General features: G+C 43.9%; 19 protein-coding genes, 2 tRNA genes and 1 pseudogene. 14 read left to right on the top strand and 8 right to left on the bottom strand.

Features of this window, described 5'->3' with window-relative positions; genetic code table 11:
• Positions 1–109: 109 nt before the first annotated feature.
• Positions 110–185, bottom strand: a tRNA-Lys gene (locus tag BLT41_RS02305).
• 137 nt (positions 186–322) lie between these two features.
• Positions 323–398, bottom strand: a tRNA-Lys gene (locus tag BLT41_RS02300).
• A gap of 417 nt (positions 399–815) precedes the next feature.
• Here BLT41_RS02300 and BLT41_RS02295 point away from each other — a divergent pair.
• The 13 genes and pseudogenes from BLT41_RS02295 (at position 816) to BLT41_RS02235 (ending at position 12,857) form a co-directional block, all read left to right on the top strand.
• A complete protein-coding gene (locus tag BLT41_RS02295; RefSeq protein ID WP_092157857.1) occupies positions 816–2,081 on the top strand; it encodes a phenylacetate--CoA ligase family protein in 1,266 nt (421 codons plus the stop codon).
• 13 nt (positions 2,082–2,094) lie between these two features.
• The gene (locus tag BLT41_RS02290; RefSeq protein WP_092157855.1) at positions 2,095–3,273 is read left to right on the top strand and encodes a ChaN family lipoprotein; all 1,179 of its coding nucleotides are present in this window, start codon (positions 2,095–2,097) and stop codon (positions 3,271–3,273) included.
• Between the two features lie 38 nt (positions 3,274–3,311).
• The gene (gene mutM, locus BLT41_RS02285; protein ID WP_092157852.1) at positions 3,312–4,136 is read left to right on the top strand and encodes a bifunctional DNA-formamidopyrimidine glycosylase/DNA-(apurinic or apyrimidinic site) lyase; all 825 of its coding nucleotides are present in this window, start codon (positions 3,312–3,314) and stop codon (positions 4,134–4,136) included.
• 36 nt (positions 4,137–4,172) lie between these two features.
• Positions 4,173–5,696, top strand: a complete 1,524-nt coding sequence (gene murJ / locus BLT41_RS02280) for a murein biosynthesis integral membrane protein MurJ (RefSeq protein WP_092157850.1) — start codon at positions 4,173–4,175, stop codon at positions 5,694–5,696.
• 3 nt (positions 5,697–5,699) lie between these two features.
• Positions 5,700–6,434: a tRNA1(Val) (adenine(37)-N6)-methyltransferase gene (locus tag BLT41_RS02275; protein WP_092157848.1), complete on the top strand. Its 735-nt coding sequence runs from the start codon at positions 5,700–5,702 to the stop codon at positions 6,432–6,434.
• Positions 6,435–6,554: 120 nt separating this feature from the next.
• Positions 6,555–7,895 (top strand): AAA family ATPase, encoded by a 1,341-nt coding sequence (locus BLT41_RS02270; protein ID WP_092158794.1) that lies wholly within the window; start codon positions 6,555–6,557, stop codon positions 7,893–7,895.
• A complete protein-coding gene (locus BLT41_RS02265) occupies positions 7,885–8,853 on the top strand; it encodes a metallophosphoesterase family protein (RefSeq protein WP_092157846.1) in 969 nt (322 codons plus the stop codon). Before BLT41_RS02270 ends, BLT41_RS02265 begins: the two co-directional genes overlap by 11 nt.
• Positions 8,840–9,145 (top strand): hypothetical protein, encoded by a 306-nt coding sequence (locus BLT41_RS02260; RefSeq protein WP_092157844.1) that lies wholly within the window; start codon positions 8,840–8,842, stop codon positions 9,143–9,145. Before BLT41_RS02265 ends, BLT41_RS02260 begins: the two co-directional genes overlap by 14 nt.
• Positions 9,146–9,147: 2 nt before the next feature.
• Positions 9,148–9,792 (top strand): AAA family ATPase, encoded by a 645-nt coding sequence (locus BLT41_RS02255; protein WP_342025600.1) that lies wholly within the window; start codon positions 9,148–9,150, stop codon positions 9,790–9,792.
• A gap of 131 nt (positions 9,793–9,923) precedes the next feature.
• Positions 9,924–10,169, top strand: a pseudogene (gene fliN, locus BLT41_RS02250) (flagellar motor switch protein FliN); the annotation flags it as partial.
• 175 nt (positions 10,170–10,344) lie between these two features.
• On the top strand, positions 10,345–11,937 hold the full coding sequence (locus tag BLT41_RS02245) for an ArnT family glycosyltransferase (protein ID WP_092157838.1): 1,593 nt from the start codon (positions 10,345–10,347) through the stop codon (positions 11,935–11,937).
• Positions 11,938–12,215: 278 nt separating this feature from the next.
• Positions 12,216–12,452, top strand: coding sequence for a helix-turn-helix domain-containing protein (locus BLT41_RS02240; RefSeq protein ID WP_092157836.1), 237 nt, complete (start codon positions 12,216–12,218; stop codon positions 12,450–12,452).
• Between the two features lie 21 nt (positions 12,453–12,473).
• Entirely contained in the window at positions 12,474–12,857 is a 384-nt protein-coding gene (locus BLT41_RS02235) for a hypothetical protein (RefSeq protein ID WP_092157834.1), read from the top strand.
• 58 nt (positions 12,858–12,915) lie between these two features.
• Here BLT41_RS02235 and BLT41_RS02230 read toward each other — a convergent pair whose 3' ends face one another.
• From BLT41_RS02230 to BLT41_RS02205, 6 genes are all read right to left on the bottom strand, one after another.
• Positions 12,916–13,569, bottom strand: coding sequence for a DUF2959 domain-containing protein (locus tag BLT41_RS02230; RefSeq protein WP_092158792.1), 654 nt, complete (start codon positions 13,567–13,569; stop codon positions 12,916–12,918).
• A 177-nt stretch (positions 13,570–13,746) separates the two neighbouring features.
• The gene (locus BLT41_RS02225) at positions 13,747–14,109 is read right to left on the bottom strand and encodes a hypothetical protein (RefSeq protein ID WP_092157832.1); all 363 of its coding nucleotides are present in this window, start codon (positions 14,107–14,109) and stop codon (positions 13,747–13,749) included.
• A 49-nt stretch (positions 14,110–14,158) separates the two neighbouring features.
• Positions 14,159–16,135, bottom strand: a complete 1,977-nt coding sequence (locus tag BLT41_RS02220; RefSeq protein ID WP_092157830.1) for an RHS repeat-associated core domain-containing protein — start codon at positions 16,133–16,135, stop codon at positions 14,159–14,161.
• A 211-nt stretch (positions 16,136–16,346) separates the two neighbouring features.
• A complete protein-coding gene (locus BLT41_RS02215) occupies positions 16,347–17,024 on the bottom strand; it encodes a CBS and ACT domain-containing protein (RefSeq protein WP_092157828.1) in 678 nt (225 codons plus the stop codon).
• Positions 17,025–17,183: 159 nt separating this feature from the next.
• Positions 17,184–18,467: a peptidase U32 family protein gene (locus tag BLT41_RS02210; RefSeq protein ID WP_092157826.1), complete on the bottom strand. Its 1,284-nt coding sequence runs from the start codon at positions 18,465–18,467 to the stop codon at positions 17,184–17,186.
• Positions 18,468–18,486: 19 nt separating this feature from the next.
• Positions 18,487–19,344, bottom strand: a complete 858-nt coding sequence (locus BLT41_RS02205) for a PHP domain-containing protein (RefSeq protein ID WP_092157824.1) — start codon at positions 19,342–19,344, stop codon at positions 18,487–18,489.
• 132 nt (positions 19,345–19,476) lie between these two features.
• On the opposite strand from BLT41_RS02205, the gene BLT41_RS02200 reads away from it, so the two are divergent.
• Complete coding sequence (locus BLT41_RS02200; RefSeq protein WP_092157822.1) at positions 19,477–19,662, top strand: Trm112 family protein; 186 nt, start codon at positions 19,477–19,479, stop codon at positions 19,660–19,662.
• Positions 19,663–19,689: the final 27 nt, after the last annotated feature.

Genomic DNA, 19,689 nt, shown 5'->3' with positions numbered 1-19,689 from the left:
TTGGAGATGGAGGGAGAGGAGGTCGGAACCGAATTTCGTAGATGTGCTGAAAAAGAATTTGGGCAAAATAAAACCCCCTCAATGGTGAGGGGGTGTATATTAAAGTTCTTGGTGGGCCGTGCTGGGTTCGAACCAGCGACTCTCTGATTAAAAGTCAGATACTCTACCAACTGAGTTAACGGCCCATCCGTGTGAACGAAGTAGGGGTTTATCGATACTAGCTGTTTGTGTCAAGTAAGAAAGTGAAAATTTATGAATTTTTGTAATTTTATTTAAAAAAATAAAACCCCCTCAATGGTGAGGGGGTGTATATTAAAGTTCATGGTGGGCCGTGCTGGGTTCGAACCAGCGACTCTCTGATTAAAAGTCAGATACTCTACCAACTGAGTTAACGGCCCTTCCTTGTGAACGAAGTAGTGTCTATCTACACCGTCCGTTGCTGTCAAGCAAAAAGGGTAAAAAAGGTGTAAATTTTTTTAAAATAGGGAAAAACAAGCTCTGAAAGAAAAGCTGCAGATATGTGCCGAAAGCGGTTCTCGGTATAAGAAATGTTAAGAATATTGTTATTTGAACACAGTTAATTTGAGAATTGCTAAGAGTTGACGAGCTAAATTAATCAAATCGTAAAAGCCCTAATGTTTGTCTGTTTTAAAAAATGGCTAATAGTATAAAAGAGTAAATAATGTCATAACAAGCTGAAATATATTACTATTCATATAAAGGTGTTGACAAATACGTAAAATCTTTATATGTTGTCTATGCTGAGTGAAGAGTGCGCTCCTTTCTCGGCAATAAACTTTGGAGGAAACCTATTAATGACTCGTAAAGACCGCACCGAAGGCATATACAGCCGTCGTGAAGTGCTGGATGAGGGCGAAAGGCGTCAATATTGCGCTTTGCAGCTTAAAGAGCTTCTGACCTATGCCTACCGCTATTCTGAAGACGTTAAAAAGCGTTTCGATAGAGCTCAGTTTCAGGTTGAAAAGTTTAAAGACCTTTCTGACCTTAAACTCATTCCTATACTAAAAAAGAAAGAACTTATATTTTTGCAGTCCATGGGGCCACGTCTTGGCGGATTGTTGACTAAAGATCTCGGTGAGCTTCGCCGCATCTTTCTTTCCCCCGGTCCTATTTTCGACCCTGAAGACCGCAGTGAAGATTACTGGGGATGGACTGAAGGCTTTTATGCAGCCGGTTTCCGCTCAGGTGATGTTGCTCAGATTACTTTGAACTATCATTTGGCTCCTGCCGGACTGATGTTTGAAGAGCCTTTGCGTAATTTGAACTGTGCGGTTGTTCCTGCCGGACCAGGCAGTACCAACAGTCAGCTTGAAATCATGCAGAAGCTTAGAGTTACCGGATATGTCGGAACTCCCAGTTATCTTATGCACCTTGCTCAGAAGGCTGAAGAAGCCGGACTCAATTTGCGTAAAGATCTTTACCTTGAAGTTGCATTTGTTACAGGCGAAAAATTCTCTGAAAAGGTTCGTACCTCACTTGAGAAAAAATTCGATCTTATTATGCGTCAGGGTTATGGAACTGCTGATGTCGGTTGTATCGGTTACGAATGTTACCATAAGAACGGTCTGCATATCACCAACCGTGCGTTTGTTGAAATCTGCCATCCTGACACAGGTATTCCTCTTAAGGACGGCGAAGTCGGTGAAATAGTTATTACCGCTTTCAACAAAACTTATCCTTTGATCAGACTCGCTACCGGTGATCTTAGTTATATTGACCGTTCACCTTGTCCTTGTGGTCGTTCCACTCCAAGGCTTGGAAATATTGTCGGTCGTGTGGACACTACAGCCCGCATTAAGGGTATGTTTGTCTATCCTCATCAGGTTGAGCAGGTTATGGCTCATTTTGATGAAGTTAAGCGTTGGCAGATTGAAGTTACCAACCCCGGCGGTATTGATGAAATGATCCTCAATATTGAGGTTTCCAACTTTAAACGTGAAGATGAGCTTCTGCACATGTTCCGTGAAAAAATTAAACTGCGTCCTATTCTCAAGGTGCTGACTCCGGGCTCACTGCCTCCTCAGGTCAAACCTATTGAAGATAAGCGTATTTGGGATTAATTCGGAAGTTTGAATGTTCCGATATAATATTAATATCCGCGCAAGGGGTCTTCGGACTCTTTGCGCGCTTTTTTTTATCTTTGCCATTTCAGGATGTACCAAGCCGATACACCCCGATATGGCAGTATCTTTTTTGCCTTGTTCCGGTGAATATATAAGTTCAGCGGGAGAGAAACTTTCGTTTGCGGAAGTTGTGCAGAATGCCAGTCGTGCTGACTATGTGCTGATCGGCGAGGGTCACACAAACAGGTGCGATCACGCAGCTCAATTTAATCTGATTCAAGGGCTTACACGTAATAACCGCAAAGTTTCCATTGGTTTTGAAATGATCAGCTCCGAAAAGCAGGATGTTCTTAATCGTTTCAATCTTGGACAACTCAGTGTGGACGAGTTGCCGGAAAAGCTGGATTGGAAAAACGAGTGGAGATATGATTTTAATTTTTTCCGTTCTGTGTTTGAGCTTGCGAAAAAACGAGAACTTACTGTAGCCGCTTTGAATTTTCCTTTTAGACTTACGAAAGAAGTTCGTGAAAAGGGGCTTGAAAGGTTGTCCGTCCCGGACCGGGCATTGCTGCCGCAAAAAGTTATTCCGGCGCCTGAGCAACAGGAAGAAAGTTTAAAAGAAGTTCTTTCTATGCACGCCAATCGGGATTCATCTGACCCCACGCAGGTTGAAAGATTTTTACTGGTTCAGTCTTTATGGGATACCGCGATGGCGGAGCGGGCGATTAGCCTGCGTCGAAGTTCGAAAAATCCAGTTGTTGTTCTTGCGGGAGCGGGGCATGTTGAACATGGCTGGGGGATCGCTCATAGGCTTAAAGAGCTGGACCCTGAAGCAAAGGTTTTTATGTTCATGCCGTGGCGTGGCGAAGAATTTTATCCCACTGCCGCAGATTCATTTTTTTATTGCCCTCCCTCTTATGAAAGCAGACTGGGGATGACCGTGGAAATGCGTCAGGGAAAAGCCGTGGTTGTTGCTGTTAAGCGTGATCAGAAAGCGTTTAAGTATGGCATTCGTCCCGGAGACGTGTTGCTGAAGGCGCAAGGAATTCCTGTGCGTTCGCTTTTCGCTATGCACATGGCCGGGGCAAAAGCGCACAAAGAGAATAAGCCTCTTGTTTTTAAGTTGGACAGAAGAGGCATGACTTTTAGTATCGATTTAGGGTTGCTTGTCAGATCTAAAGAAAAGTAGCCCGTTCATCTATAAATTATCATAAATCCGAGTACATAATGCCAGAATTACCAGAAGTAGAAGTTATCTCACGCGGTCTTGCCAAAGCTCTTGTAGGCAAAACCATTGAATCCGTTAAAATATTAAATCACGGCACTGTAAAAATGCCGTGGCATGTGTTTGCCTCAAGGGTTGCCGGTTGTTCAGTTAGCCGTGTCCACAGACGGGGAAAGCTGCTTATCATGGATTTGGGAGAGGATTTGCACGTAACCTTTCATCTTAAAATGACAGGCAGAGTGCTGGCACATGAAAGTGCTATTTCCCCTGACAAACATTCCCGTGTTGTTTTCGGATTGACAGATGGCGGTTCAATTGAATTTCACGATACCCGCAAATTCGGGGAAGTTCGCGCACTGAGCACGGCAGAACTCGAAGAGTGGTCTTTTTACCGCAAGCTCGGGCCGGAACCTCTTGAAACTTCCGCCGCCGATCTTGCTGACATTCTGGTCGGAAGAAAGGCTCAGATGAAAGGGCTGTTGCTGAATCAGTCAGTTGTTGCCGGAATAGGCAATATCTATGCTGACGAGTCCCTTTTCCGTTCAGGAATTCATCCCAAAGCCAAAGCTTCTGATCTCTCAAAAGAAACACTTGAAAATTTATTCGTAGAAGTTCAAAAGGTGCTGAAACAAGCTATCAGCGAAAACGGCAGTTCTATCCGTGATTACGTTGATGCCGGTGGAGACGCCGGAGGATTTCAGAACAGTTTCAAAGTTTACGGCAAAAAGGGTGAAGCTTGCCCTAATTGCGGAGAAACATTTGAAAGCGGTACTGTCGCCGGGCGTGGAACGACTTTTTGCAGTAATTGTCAGAAAATGAGTGATTAATATTAAAGCCCCAGCCTACCGGAGGCCTTCTCTTGTATGACAGCTGAATCAGCTAAAATTGTTCGAAACGCTTCGGTTGTTGCCGGAGCTACCTTGCTTTCAAGGATACTCGGATTTGTCCGGGACTTGATTGTGGCCTTTGCCTTGGGTGCCGGTTTGCCTGCGGATGCTTTTTTTGTGGCATTTCGTATTCCGAATCTGCTTCGTCGCTTGTTCGGGGAAGGTTCGTTGACCATGGCTTTTGTGCCCGTTTTCAGCCGTGTGAAGAATGAGCAGGGGCAGGACGCAGCTTTTGATATGGCCCGTTCGGCGCTTGTCTGGCTGGTGCTGATTCTGGGAGTGATTACGGTTCTGGCAATTGTTGGCGCAAAACCGCTGGTTTTGATGATTGCACCGGGTTTTGATCGTAATCCCGAATTGATGTCTCTTACGGTTGATCTTTTAAGAATCTGTTTTCCTTATGTAATTTTTATTTGCGGTGTTGCATTGTGCATGGGAGTTTTGAATAGCATGGGCCATTTTCTGGCTCCTGCCCTAGCCCCGTGTGCTTTAAATGTCGCACTTATCGGCTCCGCGCTCGTCGGCTATTTTACCGGAAACAATGTGGCCGTGTTTATGGCGTGGGGCGTTCTGATTGGCGGGGTTTTGCAATGGCTCCTGCAACAGCCTTATTTGCGCAGAGTCGGTCTTTCATGGCGCGGCAATCGCAGCCTTGATAATCCGGGCGTTAAGCGCATGGGCAAACTAATGCTGCCTACTGTTTTCGGAGCTGCTGTGTATCAGATTAATATTGTTCTGGGCACACTTCTGGCTTCATTTCTTCCCGTGGGTAGTGTTTCCTATCTTTATTATTCTGACCGGCTTGTTCAATTTCCGCTGGGAGTTTTCGGGATTGCCGTTGGAACAGCCGCATTACCGAGCCTTTCTGCTCTCTGCGCTAAAGGAAAAGACCGTGAATTTGCCGAGACCTTGAAACATACTGTAGGTCTGACTCTTTTTATCAGCCTGCCTGCAATGGCTGGACTGGTAACCCTTGCCGAACCACTTATTAGATTACTTTTTCAGCGCGGAGCTTTCGATGCTGTGGCTGTTACTGCTACTGCGCAGGCTTTGGTTGCTTATGGCATAGGGCTTCCTTTTATAGCTATGTCCCGCCCTTTGGTTTCAGCTTTTTATGCTCAGGAAGACACCAAAACTCCGGTTAAGATTGCAATATTGTGTCTCATCGCCAACGTGGGTGTCGGGTATGTGTTGATGCAGTCTATAGCTCATGTGGGCTTGGCTTTAGCTGTTTCATTATCGTCCACACTCAATTTTTTGTTACTTGCCGGAATCATGTGGCGCAGAACCGGCGTGTGTCCTTTGCCGTGGGCGGGAGCGTTTAAAAGTCTTTTGCTCAGCTGTTTGATCGGGGCGGGAGCTTGGTTTTCTGTTTCATACGGAATATTATGGTTCTTTATGATTCCTGTGTGGGTGCTGATTTACGGCTTCGGTTCTCTGCTTCTTAAATCTGATGATGCATTAATGCTTATGAACGCATTACGCCGTAGAAGAGCTTAGCAAGTGAGCGAAGAAGCGCGACAGATGTTTCCGAAAGGGCTCAAACAGCCTGAAACAGGGTTTAGATTTTCTACGGATTCATTATTGCTTAGCAGTTTTGTGAAGGCATCAGGTAAGTGCCGTATTCTTGATTTAGGCACAGGATGCGGAGTCATTCCATTGGGAATAGCTTTGTGTAATCCGGATATAGAATTAAATATTACCGGAGTTGATATCAGCCCGGAGATGCTTGAATGTGCGAACCATAATGTTGCCGAGTCAGGTTTTGCGGATAGAATAGAAATTTTAGAGGGCGATGTTTGTAATCCACAGTTTGCTTCTGCGGAAAGCTATGACGTGGTTGTGTCCAATCCTCCATATTGGTGTGAAGGAAGAGGGAGGCCTTGTCCTGATGCTGATAGGAATAGAGCCAGATTCGAGGTTGAAGCCGAACTTGAAGATTTTGCAAAGACTGCGGCACGTATGGTGCGGTTTCGGGGCAAAGTCTGTTTTGTATTCCTTGCGGAAAGAGTTACTCAGCTGTTAGCCGTATTGACCAGTTTCAAGCTGGAACCGAAAAGAATAAAGTTTGTGCATAGTCATATGGATCGTCCGGCCAAGGTCGTTTTAGTTGAAGCTGTGAAAAATGGTAAGACGGGGTTGATAGTAGAACCGCCTTTGATACTTTTTCAAGATAAAAGCAAAGGTTCAGTTTATAACCAAAGTGCATTAGATTTTTGCAAATTTATAATGAAGTGATTGCTAGGCATGTTTTCTAATTTGAAACCTTCTTCCCGATAAGGTTTCCAAAGGGGATTATCCCCTTTGGTCCAGCCGAAGGCGAAATCCTATATCAAATCTTTTCTTGCTCGAAAAAAAATGATTAAAAAAATTATCCTAAAAAATTTCTTAGCCCACGCATATACCGAGATAGAACTCGGCTCGGGCATGACTGTGCTGACCGGACCTAATAACAGCGGCAAATCTTCTGTTGTTGAGGCCTTGCGGTGCATTGCGACTAATCCGTTGCCGAAGCATTTTGTCCGGCACGGCGCAAAGGTCGCGCGGGTTGAACTTGAGATGGATGACGGGACAAAGGTTGCATGGATTCGGAAGAAAGCTACAGCCTGGTATGAAGTGACTAAACCCGGCGCTGATGAGCATGAGACTTATGCAAAGTTCGGTCGCAAACCTCCTGAAGATGTAATGGCTATTTTGCGCCTTAATCAGGTGCCTTTAGAGGGTGATAAATCTTTAGATGTTCATATCGGTGATCAGCGCAAACCTATTTTTCTGCTTGATCAGCCTGCAAGTGTTGCGGCTCAGTTTTTTGCATCTTCGTCGGAAGCATCGCATTTGCTGGCTATGCAGACGGAACTGAAGAATCGGGTCAAGAGTGCAAAGCGCGAGAAAAAATTTCAGCAGGAAAAAATGGTCCATATCGCTTCCGAACTTAATGATTTGCAGGATTTGCCGAATGTGAATCTTGAGCTTGAATCTGCCCGTGAATTAAAAGGGCATTCGGAAAAGATTTTAAGTGAAATCCCGCGCATTGAAGATTTGCTGAACCGCAAAACTCAGCTTCAAACCGTTAAGGAGGCGCTTGCCGCTAGAGAAAAGAGTTTATGCGGACTTGCTAAGGGGCCGGATCTTTTTCCTGTTAAGCCGCTTGAGCAAACAGGTCAGCAGCTTGAAAGTTTTAGTCGTCAAAAGACAAGTCTTAAGAAACGGTCACAGAGTTTAGAAAGCCTTGCGCCTTTGCCACAGCTTTTCCCTGTGAAGGATTTGGATTCCAGAATTGCACACCATAAACAATTGTCTCTAGCAGAGAATATTCAGAATAAAAGACGTAATAGCCTGTCCTTGTTGGCTTCTCCTCCTGTATTGGATGATATCTCAGCTCTTTCTGCAACAATCAGCAATCTTTCCCGCAACAAGGTTTCTGTAGAAAATATTTCACACAGAGCGCGGGTTCTTGAACCGATCGCACCCGCACCTGAACTATTTGAAGATGCTAATTTAATTAAAATAATCAGGAACATTGATTCACTTAAAAAGACTCAGGAACTCTCAAGAGTTTCTTTGCAAAAACTGGAAGAGTCCAGAATTATGCTTGAGGCCAAAATAAAGAAAAGGTTGGCTGAAATAGGTAGCTGTCCGCTTTGCGGAAATGAGCTGGCTGCGGATAAGTTGATAGGGGAGGTGGTCCATGAGTCTTGAAGTAATAAAAGCTGAAGGGCTTCTTTTAATTGGAGATCCACATATTGCGGCGACTCCTCCCGGACAGCGTTTAAGTAGTTACACCGCCGATATTCTGGATAAGCTGGAAGCATGCTTAAAGCATGCGAAAGATTTGAATATGGTCCCGCTTCTTTTGGGTGATCTTTTTCATTGGCCCCGGGATAATTCGAATAGTCTTCTGGTTGATTTAATAGCCCTGTTCGGTCCGTATAAGCCTTTTGTGCTGATTGGTAATCACGACAAATATCAGGCAAGATTTACACCTGATGTTTCAATGGCTGTGCTGGACGCTTCAAATGTCATTAGAATGATGAATGAGCCGGGCCCAGCTTTTGTGCTTGAAACTCCGGAGGGTAAGGTTCTGGTCGGGGCAAGTCCGGACGGGTTCCCCATTCCCAAAGAATTCGGGCGTGAGGAATTTGAGCAGGAGAATGGTGAACTTCTCAAGGTTGTGTGGGTAGCTCATCATAATGTGGCTTTCCCTGAATATAAAAAGCCGCACTATGCTATCAAAGAAATACCCGGAATTGACTGGGTGATAAACGGGCACATTCACAGGCCGCGTCCGACTATTACCGCAGGGTCTACAACATGGGCTAACCCCGGTAATATCTCGCGTCTGGCATTCACTAAGCTTGCACTTGAGCGCAAACCGCAAGCGGCTATCTGGACTCCGCAGTGTATTGATCTGGAAAAATGGGACATACCTCACCGGGATTTTTATGAGGTCTTTCCAAATCAGGATTTTCTGCCGGAGATAGAAGACGCTGATGCGGCTGAATCAAAATTTTTGCAGGGGCTTGAAAGGCTTGCATGGAAGAGAACTCACGAAGGTTCAGGGCTTAAACAATTTTTGGAAGAGAATATTGATCCGGAAGAGCCGGAAAGTAAATTGATCTGGGATTTATATACGGAGGTAACTGATGGCAATCGGTAATGCAGCAAATGATAATGGCCTTGAGCAGGAACTTAATCTGCTTAAGCAGCAATATGAAAGGCTTCGTGAGGATAAAGTCCGCACCGAGCAGAATCTTGATAATATAGGCAGACAGCTTACTGAACTTGAAGAGCAGGCCGCTCAGCAATATGGAACATCTGATCCTGAAAAGCTCAGCCGGATGCTCGAAGAAAAAAGGGCCGAAAATTCTAGACTCGTCGCAGAGTACAGAACACATATAAATTCTATTGTAGACGGTTTGCAGAAGCTTGAAAACGGCGGCGGGAAATAGTCGTGCATTCTGTTGAAGATATTCCGTCTTTGGAATCCCTTGAGCGCAGAGTCGATCAGCTTGCAGCGAAGGCTTCTGCTAGAGTTGATGACTGGATTGAACTTCGTTCTGAAATTCAGAAGGTTGATGAATTCCTGCAAGTTGCGCCCGAAGCTGAAAAAAAGATGGAAGAGCTTACAACTGCGCTATTCGGTGAGCTTCTAACTGAGCTTGAAACAAATCTCACTCACGCCATAAGGGAAATTCTCGGGCAGGATAGAGAAGTTAAGGCTATTGCTTCCATCAGAGACAAGAAACTTCAGGTTGATTTTCAGATTCTTAATCAGGGCGGCGAAGAAGATATTATGGTCGGACAGGGCGGTTCGGTCTGTAATATTCTTTCTGTGGGGCTGCGGCTCATTGCTCTTTCAAGGTTGAATCCTGATATACATCGTCCGTTTCTGGTGCTTGATGAACAGGATTGCTGGCTCAGGCCGAACCTTGTTCCCCGGTTTATGGATTTGATAAGCACAATTTCGAAAAGGCTCGGCTTTCAGGTGTTGGTAATAAGCCATCATCCTCTGGATCTTTTTGCAAACAGCGCTGATAGTATTCTTGCGCTTGAGCCTAACCGTGAGTGCGGCGTAAAGATTGAAAGAGTTAAATAGCAAACGGTTACACTCTAAATTATAGCGTGTGTGGTTTTGCTGGTCGTTTGTTTTCTTTTGGGGTACATTTTCAAAAGTTTAACTATTAACCCCCTTGGAGCCGTATGGGATCGGAAGACGGACTTAGACGAATTTTGGATATTCCTCTCGAAGTAAAAGTCGAGATGGGACGGACAAAACTGCTGGTTAACGAGATTATTCAGTTCGGTCAGGGAACTGTAATCGAGTTGCATAAGCTGGCTGGCGAACCTCTTGATATGTACGTGGAGGGGCGTTTGGTTGCTCGTGGGGAACTTGTTGTTATCAACGAAAATTTCGGATTCAGGATTACTGAGATTATTACACCGGAAGCGCGAATTAAGAGCCTCGGTCTTTAATATTTCATATAGAAAGTTCTTTTTATTTTTAAAGAATTTTTTTTGTCGGTCTTTTGCCCCCGATTTTCGGGGGTTTTATTTTTTCTGATTCAATATTATATTTTTCGACCCCTGCGACAGGTTGTCAACCGCGGCAGGGTCGGATAAAAGTTTCCTCGCAAGGAGGTCTCCATAAGTGCTATCATTAACTCATTCGTTTAAAAATAAGCCCCTGATGTGGGCTTTTATAATAATTGTTTTTACTACTTTTGCCAGAATCTGGTTTCTGGGGTCTGGGCAGCTTAATTTGGTGCAGGACGAAGCCCAGTATTGGGATTGGACCCGCAACATGCAGCTTACCTATTATTCCAAGGGGCCGCTGATTGCGTGGATTATTTCCACTTGGACTTTTATTTTCGGCAACACGGAATTCGGAGTGCGCTTCGGTTCAGTCGTGGGGTCGATGATAACTCAGATGGTTCTTTTCTGGGGAATGGCAAAGCTTTGGAAGCGGCCTAGTGCGGCAGTCTGGACGCTTGTTGTCTATAATACCATGCCCGTTTTTCTGGCGCTTGGAATATTGATGACAACAGATAATCCTTTTATTCTGTGTTGGACTTGCGCTGTTTTTGCTCTTTATTCTGCAACCATTCCTTATTCTCCGGGTATCGAGCGAGATTCAAATGAATCCAGAACGCTTCCTTTTGTTCTGATTGCTTTCTTCTTGGCGCTGGGCATACTTGCGAAATATACAATGCTCGGTTTTACCGGTCTTTCGGTTATTTACGCATTGATCCTGATGAAGAAAGAAGGGCTTCCTATCGGATTTGTAAAGAAGTTGTTCATAGCGCTTTCGGTAGGGGTTTTTGTCGGTTTTTTGCCGACCCTTATCTGGAATGTTCAGAATGATTTCGTTGGATATAAGCATGTTTTGTATTTGATAGGTGCTTCGGGAGCCAGCGCTTCACAGCTGGTCAGATTTGACAGGGTTCTACCTTATTTTGGGGAACAGATTGGCATGGCGACTCCGTGGTGGCTTATCTTTATGCTTTCTGGTGGATTCGGAGCATTAGCTGTTGTTTTAAAGAAGAAATCCAAAAATCTTTTGGGATTGAATAATAAACAGGCCGCACTTCTTTCTGTGTTTTTCCTGCCGGTCTGGTTCTTTTTCCTTATGTGGAGTTTTCATACCAAAGTTCTCGGTAACTGGGCTGTAATTTCATATGTTTCCGGAGTTATGCTTGCAGGATTAGTCTTTGATGCTTTTTGGAATAGACGTGGTCACCTCCGTTCAGTCTGGTTGTTTCTGGGTATTTTAATTTTTGGTTTATTGCATTTTCAGAATCTTGTTCCGCTTCCTGATCACCTTAATCCGACTCATCGTCTAAAAGGCTGGACGGATCTGGGACAACAGGTAATTGAGCTTGAGAAGTCCCAGTTTAAAGATCCTTCAAAGGTTTTTATAATGAGTGAGCAGTATGACATGACCGCCGCACTGGCCTTTTATGTGCCGGGGCAGCCTAGAACCTATTGTGCATGGATAGATCGGCGCATGAACCAGTATGATTTGTGGCCCGGTCCTCAAGAAAAGCTTGGATGGGACGCAATCTATGTCCTTAAAGATTTTAAAGAAAAACCTGATAATGAGTTGATTAAAATGTTTGGCCGCATCAGCCCGCCTATTCATTTTCAGACAACTTTCCGCGGGAAGCCTGCTCGAAAGTTCACAATTTATTTGTGCTATGATTATAATGGTTACTGGCCGAGAGATAAACGGCTCAGGTTCTAGAACCTGAATTCTATATAATTCATAAAAACCCCTCCGAACCATGGTTCGGAGGGGTTTTTTTGTGAAATAAAATAAAAATAATTTCCGTAAAGCTTGTGGTTATGAACTTGTTAGACCTCTCTTTTGAGTTATTTTGTGTGTAATTCTAGTGAATTTGGTGATTGTTGGAGTGTTGTGGCAGATAAATGTGAGCAGGAGTGACATTCTTTGACATTTTTTGACAAACTGTGTCATAGAAAGTACATTGTAGTGTAATACTGAAAAATTAGGACAAGTCTTTGACTCCGTCGCCAACTTTATACACGGTGCGTGAGATCGCTGATACGCTTCGAATCCACTCCAGAACGGCTTATCGGCTGATTCAGGAAGGGAAGATTCGCGGTATCAAAGTAGGTAGTCAGTGGCGCGTACCTGAAAGTTCTTTGCTGGAATATATCGAGTCGGGCTTGCAAGCTCCTCGCAGTAAGGAAAAAGACGAAAAGACTGGTTCTAAACAACTGAAACTGCCCATTTAAGCAAAATTGGTGGACGTGATCATGAAAAAAACGGGAAGACTTAAACGAGTCACTTTGGAAAACGACTTCGGTGGTCCGATTTCTTTTACCGGAAAGCTTGAAAACGAAGCCATGAATTATTGTGAGAGAAGCGGGGAGCTTGTTTCAGAAAAGATTTACATGAGCGAAAAGGGGCGTACCGGGTATTCTGTTGCCACCAGAAAAGATGAGGCGCGTGAAAAACGTGCTTATTTGATGGAAGATCAGGGCGAGACCTGTCTAGTTTCAAATGGATCTATCCTTCTGGGTATGGATACCGATAATTTGATTACTTTTTTTGCCAAGGTCTTGGATGAACAGGCTACTGAGAAGTCCGCTGATGAGTTGGAGTATATCCGCAAGCAGCTGGAAGTTGTTAACGGATAGGTTAGCTCGAAGATAGATTTAAGTTGAGGGGAAGTCGTTCTGACTTCCCCTCTTTTTTTTAGCTGTTTTTCTTAAGTTCTTTAATGAATGCGTCAGCTTCATCAATGGATTTCTGCATATCTTTAATAAGCCTGCCGATGTCAGCTTCCAAAGAATTAATTTCCGACTGAAGCGAGGTTATAGCTTGTGCATTGAGGTTGTGCTTTAGGTAAAGCACTTGATCGCGGAATGCATCAAGAACAGGCTTGATCTTCTTTTCAGCTCTGCGCATGGCTGAGAGAAGCCTTGTAAATTTGCTTTTGGTCTTTGAAAGTTTGATTCTGCTTTCATTTCTAAGCTTTGTGTTTGAATATTTCGAAAGCTCATCTTTCCATTCACCGAATAAATCATTCCCGACCTGCTCAACAGCATCAATGCGATTAGTAACATCTTTTGCCGCGGCTTCACTGCGTTCAAATTCATCATTAAGCCGTTCGTATATATCTTGAAGGTCGCCACCGTGGAATCCGGTCAGTGCGCTGAATTTTTCCAATGCGCTTTTGAACTGCTCGCTGGCTTCTTCCTGCGACTCACGCGCTTTTTCAACGTTGGAAACAAGGATATCGCGTTTGTGGTAGCCGAAGCTTTCCATTGTTTTGTAATAAGTAGACTGGCAGCCGGAAAGGGCCAGCGTAAGTGTAATGAGAAGGGCGTATGTAAGTTTTTGTTTCATGTGCATGGGGTTTACATAAAGGGATAGGGGTAGTGTTGTCAAAAAGGAACAGGTTGTGTCGTTAATTGGTAGGATAGGAGTTTTTGTAATTATCCATAAACATCCACATCTCCGCCAGCGAAGCCAATTGGGTCGGGGGTTATGAATCTGCCGATGGCCTCTTGCAAAAAGTATCGGTTATGGTTTCTGCTTTTTCAAACGAGTTCTGATAAAATGGATGCTACGCCTGCCAAGCATAAATGTGCCGTGGACAATTAGCTGTAAGATTAGGAAAAAGACGAAAGACAACACAAAACTATCCCAAGGATACTGTTGATAAAAGAACCCCATGGATCTGCCTACGGTTGAAAAAATATATTCATGCCCAGCAAACCCTAAAGCTGCGGCCAAATAAGCCCATATACGATTTTTTGCTATTATATAGACGGCTACACAGCTTAGTGGATATATTATCATATCTGCTAGATCCTCATGAGAAAAAAAGAAGTAGCCACCAAACTTTCCCAAGTTTCCTATTAAAAATGCTAAAAATATATCCATTTTATTTATCCTAAGGGCAGGCCGTGCTAGCACGGCCTGCCTCTCGTTGTTAGTGAACAATTACTTTAATTTTATTTTTTGTTTTCCTTAAATTTTTAAAAAGAGCTCTATCTTTATTTCCTACATCAATGCATCCAGCTGAGCCTTTAGTGTCCCCTCCATGAAGAAAAAAACCGTCTCTTCCATGGGTCTTAGTTCTATTAGAAGGATGGAGCGGAACTCGCCCATGCCCCCAGTCTCCTTTAAACCGTCGTTTCAAATAACTTAGTCCCTCAACTTCAGAAATTTCTTTAGGATCAGCTTCGTACTCGCCACTTGGCATCGGACCTTTATTCTTTATTGTCTGATCCGTTTCTCCGGGCCGTCCTGAAGTATATTTGTAAGTATCTCGGGGACCATCTTCAGAATAAACTTCAAGGGTTTCATTTCCGTGATAAGCACGAAGCTCTTTAACTGAATATGAGTCATCTTCTTCAGAATTTTCTTTTCCTTTCTTTTTAATATTTTTCTTTCGATTTTTTTCTTTGTAATCCCGATCAGTCCCGGCAAGCTTGCTACGTGTATTTGCTTTAGTCTGATCATCTTTTTCGTTCTTCTCACTCTCCCCAGCCAATCCAGTCCGATCCACAAAATTAATAGGATCATCCAAGCAAAACCCATAAACATCCACATCCCCGCCAGCGAAGCCAATAGGGTCGGGGGTTATGAATCTGCCGATGGCGGGATCATATTCACGATATCCGAAGTGGATTAAGCCGGTATCTTGGTCGGTCAATCCAGCGGAAAAACCCACGCAAGTATCAAATTTATCATTACTATCGAATAGTAAATTGCCAAACGAATCATATATAATCCGCTTTACCTCATTACCCCTTTCATCCGCAACCATGAAAATTGAACCGACTTGATCGGTTGCGAAATAGAAGGTTTTTCCTTCGTAAGTCATTGCAACGGGATCGCCTTCTTCGTCATACGTGAACACCTTGGGACGCAGTCCTTCGGCATCCGTTACCGCAACTAAAGTAGTCAAATCCTGCCAGAGATATTTTTCTACAGTTTTACCGTTGATAGATTTGGAAATCCTTCTTCCCGCAGGATCGGAGGTATATTCAACCCTGCGTCCATCCGACAAAATAACTTCATGCAACGGCCCTGACTCCAAGTATGAATAACGAGTAATTTTCCCAAGTTCGTTTTTTTCGATCATACGGCCTTGGTTGTCGTATGAATATTTTACATTGCCAGCTTCGATAAGTTGTAATCTGCTGTTATACTTTAACAGTTGCGGTTTTGTGTGCCGAGTTTCCGAGGTAAGCCTTTCCCCACATTTTCCGTACTGGTATTGCTCGATGACGGATTTTTCGCAAAGAACTTTGCTGAGTCTACCGCCATTGTCGTATTCATATTCGCGCATTATGGCTTTAGGGGCGAGTGCCAGTGCTTTTTGAATAATTCTACCGTTCTCATCTCTTTCAGTTGCAAGCAAAGAAAAAGGAGCTTCCATTCCGGGAACAATAAACGGTTTAGTTTCAAATTGTTCAACCTCTTCCATCTCCACGGAATCTCGTTCCTGCTCATCTACAATATTCTGCCCCGTGCCTGTTTCGAGCTGACGAGGCTGAGTCATTGCAATTTCAGCCAGCAATTCCTGCCCGTATTCAGTTTTGCGAAGTTCCTGAGCGAGTGGAAGTTCTGGATTCTTCATCATGAACTGCGCATGAAGTTGACGCTTAGCATTCTTCTGTCTTTCCTGAATCTGTTCCATTTGTCTTTTTCTTTGCTCCCAGAGACTTCGGCGTTCAGGTAGCATCATGCTTGGATACATTTTTTCATCATTGGAGAATTCTGCAAAAAGGCTCGACATGTCTTCAGGATCAAGTTCTTCACCAAGTCCTACGTTTTGCATAACTTCATACATTTCTTCGAGCTGTGCCTCCGGCTTCATGGATTTGCCATACAAGCGAGCACCTGCTGATAATTCTCCGCGATTTTTTTTACGTAACCAATAGCCGTTTAATTTATTCAAAATAAATTCCTTTCTTTATTGCCTTCCTAATTAAACACAGACCTATTCTGCGTTTAAACGGCATGGCGTTTTCTCCTATAAAGAAAGAATATCGCGTAGGCCGGACATGAATAAGCCGACTCAGGTCCGGCTTTGCAGATTTATTACAGGTCATAAAAAAGTCCCCGCCACAAAATGTGACGGGGACTTTAAAGTTTTATATGCGATTAATTTATGAAGTCAGGCCGTGAACGGAGTCGCGAACCCAGTAGAGCAGGTTGAAGTTTTTATCTATGCCTTCACGTAGTTTGTTAAGCTCTGCTTTTTCCATGTCCATGATGCGGATAAAAACCTGACGAGTGTTTTCCTGATTAGGCTCGTAGCTGGTCAGAACGGACATCACACGGGCTTTGTTCTCTTTCAGGAAGTCAATGACCAGACTAAGCGATCCAGCCTTGTTAGAGAGGGCTAAACCCATCTGTACTCCGCCGTGAAGAACTCCGGTGATATTGATCAGGACTCTGAAAACATCGGTGTTGGTGATGATTCCTACGCATTTGTTTTCAGCGTCTACAACCGGAATTCCGCCGATTTTATTTTCATCCAGAACCACAGCAGCTTTTTCAACTGTATCTTCAATAGAAACAGTTAAAACTTTGCGTGACATGATATCTTTAAGCTTGATTTCGGAAAGAAGATAATAAAGTTCATGCATATCAAGGGTTGTGGCTTTTGAAGGAGAAGCTTCCTTTATGTCGCGGTCGGAAACTATTCCAACTAGAACACCTTCATCGTCAACAATCGGCAGCCTGCTTATTTCTTTGTCTTTCATTAGCTTGGCAGCTTTCATCATTGAACGTTCGGGGGTAAGGGTGATTACATCCTTAGTCATCCAGTTTTTTACGAGCATTAGAGTCCTCCTTGATTTTGCCTTGCATGAGATTCGGATTTGGATATCTTTTGTATCGCCTACTTTTCCAATTCAATATTTCTATGATTATAGAAACAAATCTCTATGGTCAATCTACAACTGTCTAAAAATAAAAGCTTCTTACAGTTTAAGGATTAATTAAGCACTTCGGACAAAAAATCCTGTCGCAATGTCAGGGTGGTCAGTCCTCAGCAGTGCTTGCGTGCCGGAATGAATCACGTCCACAGCTTCACCATGAATTGTTTCAAAAGAATAGCTTCCCGTATTCATTGCAGGTCTTTTCAGTCCCGGAACAAGTACTTCCGTATTCTTTTCAAGTTCCCAGCGGGATTTAACTGAAACGAGCCAGCAGTCATCGCCCCGTTTTTCCTGAATTCTGGCTACAACAGGTTTGCGCTCCTCTGCGGTTGGAGGCTGAGTGATTGTGCTGGGGCCTGATGTTTTAAAGAATGCGGTGCTGAGCGGGCGGGTCGCCGCATTGGTAAGCTCAAACATCGTTCTTTCCGGTAGCGGAAGGCCTGTTTTAGCCGCATCAATTGCGGCTCTGTAAACATCTGCAACCTGTGCGATGTATGATGAGCTTTTGGTGCGTCCTTCAATTTTAAGTGCAGCAACTCCGAGTCTGGAGAGCCAGCGTACATAATGAATCAGGCAAAGGTCTTCGGCTGCAAAAAATGTTGTATGTCCGTCATGTTCAACTGTTTCCCACACGTCTTTTCCGGGGCGGGTTTTTTCTTCAACACGGAGACCTGTTGCTTTGTATTCAAATCGGCATGGATGTGTGCAGCGTCCCATATTGGCGGATCTGTCATTCAGCCACGAGCTGAGAAAACATCGACCTGAAATTGCCATACACATGGCGCCGTGTACAAAAAGTTCCAGTTCAATGTCCGGGCATTTTGCGGCAATGTCGGCAATGTCGGTGACGCATAGTTCTCTGGCAAGGTTTACTCTTGATGCTCCGAACTCTTTCCAGAATTTTGCGGACTCGCTGTTTCCGGTGTTTGCCTGAGTACTGACGTGTACAGGGATGCCCGGTAAAATTTGTCGGGCAATTCGAATTACTCCGGGATCGGCGGCAATTATTCCATCGGGTGGACATTCAGCCAGCTTTTCAAGATCTTTTTTTACCAGATCAAGATCTTTTTCACGCGGGTAAGCATTGATGCAGAAATATGCCTGAACATTGTTTGCTTTAGTCAGAGCAAAGGCCTCGGGAAGTTCTTCCCATTGAAAGCCGGCTCCTGCTGAGCGCAGGTTCAGGTCGCCAGCTCCTAAGTAAACGGCATCTGCGCCGTATGTTACCGCGGCAGAAAGTTTTTCCATGTTGCCGGCCGGGCACAGCAATTCGGGCATTTCACTATTTATTGGTTTCATTGATTTTGATTTGTCTGTTAAATTTTCAGTATTAATTTTGTTCATAGCTCTGTGGGGCAATAGATTAAATTTCCAGACCCTTCGATTGCCTTAGGGCTTTAAGATCGTCAAGCACACTGTGGTGTATAAATAATTTTCCAGTACCTCGACCGAGTTTTATTTCCGGCTTTACTGATCCATGAAAATCAGACCCCCCGCTGGCTAGCAGATTATATTTGCGGGCAATTTTTTTACATATTCCCATCATTTCGGTGGTGTGTGAACTGCAGTAAATTTCTATTCCGTCAAGTCCCAGTCTTTTAAGTTCCTTAACTTGTTCATTAAGAACAGTTTCATTAGTGCTGAGCAGGGCGGGATGGGCTAGAATCGAGGTCGCATTTGTTGCCTTTAAAAGATTAAGAGCCTCATCCGGTGCAAGACTTTCTCTCGAAATATACGCCTTACCTGTTTTCCCAATGTAGCGATTGAAAGCATCGTCAAAAGATTTAACATAATTTTTATCAAGCAGAACCGATGCAATATGAGGTCTGCCGACGGTTCCGGCGGCTTTTTCCCGAACTTCGTCCATGGTTATATTTAAGCCCAATTTTTGTAATTTTTTTATTATTTCGTCATTTCGCAGGCCGCGTTTTTTGCGAATGGATTCAAATTTGTTTTGTAAAATAGAGGAATAAGGGTCTACCCACAGACCTACTATATGTAGAACTCCGACATCGGAATGAACACTCAGCTCACATCCGGGGATTACTTCCACACCGTGTTTCTCTCCAGCCCTGACAGCCTCAGGGAGGCCTGCAATAGTGTCGTGATCTGTGAGAGCTATAGCAACAAGTCCCACTTCTTTTGCAGCTAGAACCAGCTCTACCGGGGTAAGAGTTCCATCTGAAGCTGTAGAATGTGTGTGCAGGTCTATTCCGGGCATTATCTTCTCCAAATTGGGTGCCGGAGGGCAAATTTTTAGTCTCAATTTTCTTATAGCACAAATGTGGGCTTGAGGAATTTGTTTTCTATCGTTATAGGGTACTGATTAGACAATATGCAAGGAGTACCTAAAATGGCTCTGAATAAAGAACTGATTGATATTCTCGTCTGCCCTAAGTGTAAAGGCGAGTTGGAACTTTTGAATGGAGAGACCGGACTTAAATGCAGTGCATGCGAAGTCGTCTATCCCGTTAAAGATGAAATTCCCATTATGCTCGTAGATGAGGCTATTCCAGCCGACAAATGGGACAAAAAGTAATTTTTTAGATTTAAACAAAAAAACAGT

The organism is Maridesulfovibrio ferrireducens (genome assembly GCF_900101105.1).
Taxonomy (GTDB): Bacteria; Desulfobacterota; Desulfovibrionia; order Desulfovibrionales; family Desulfovibrionaceae; genus Maridesulfovibrio; species Maridesulfovibrio ferrireducens.
This window is presented reverse-complemented; position numbering and strand designations above follow the sequence as displayed.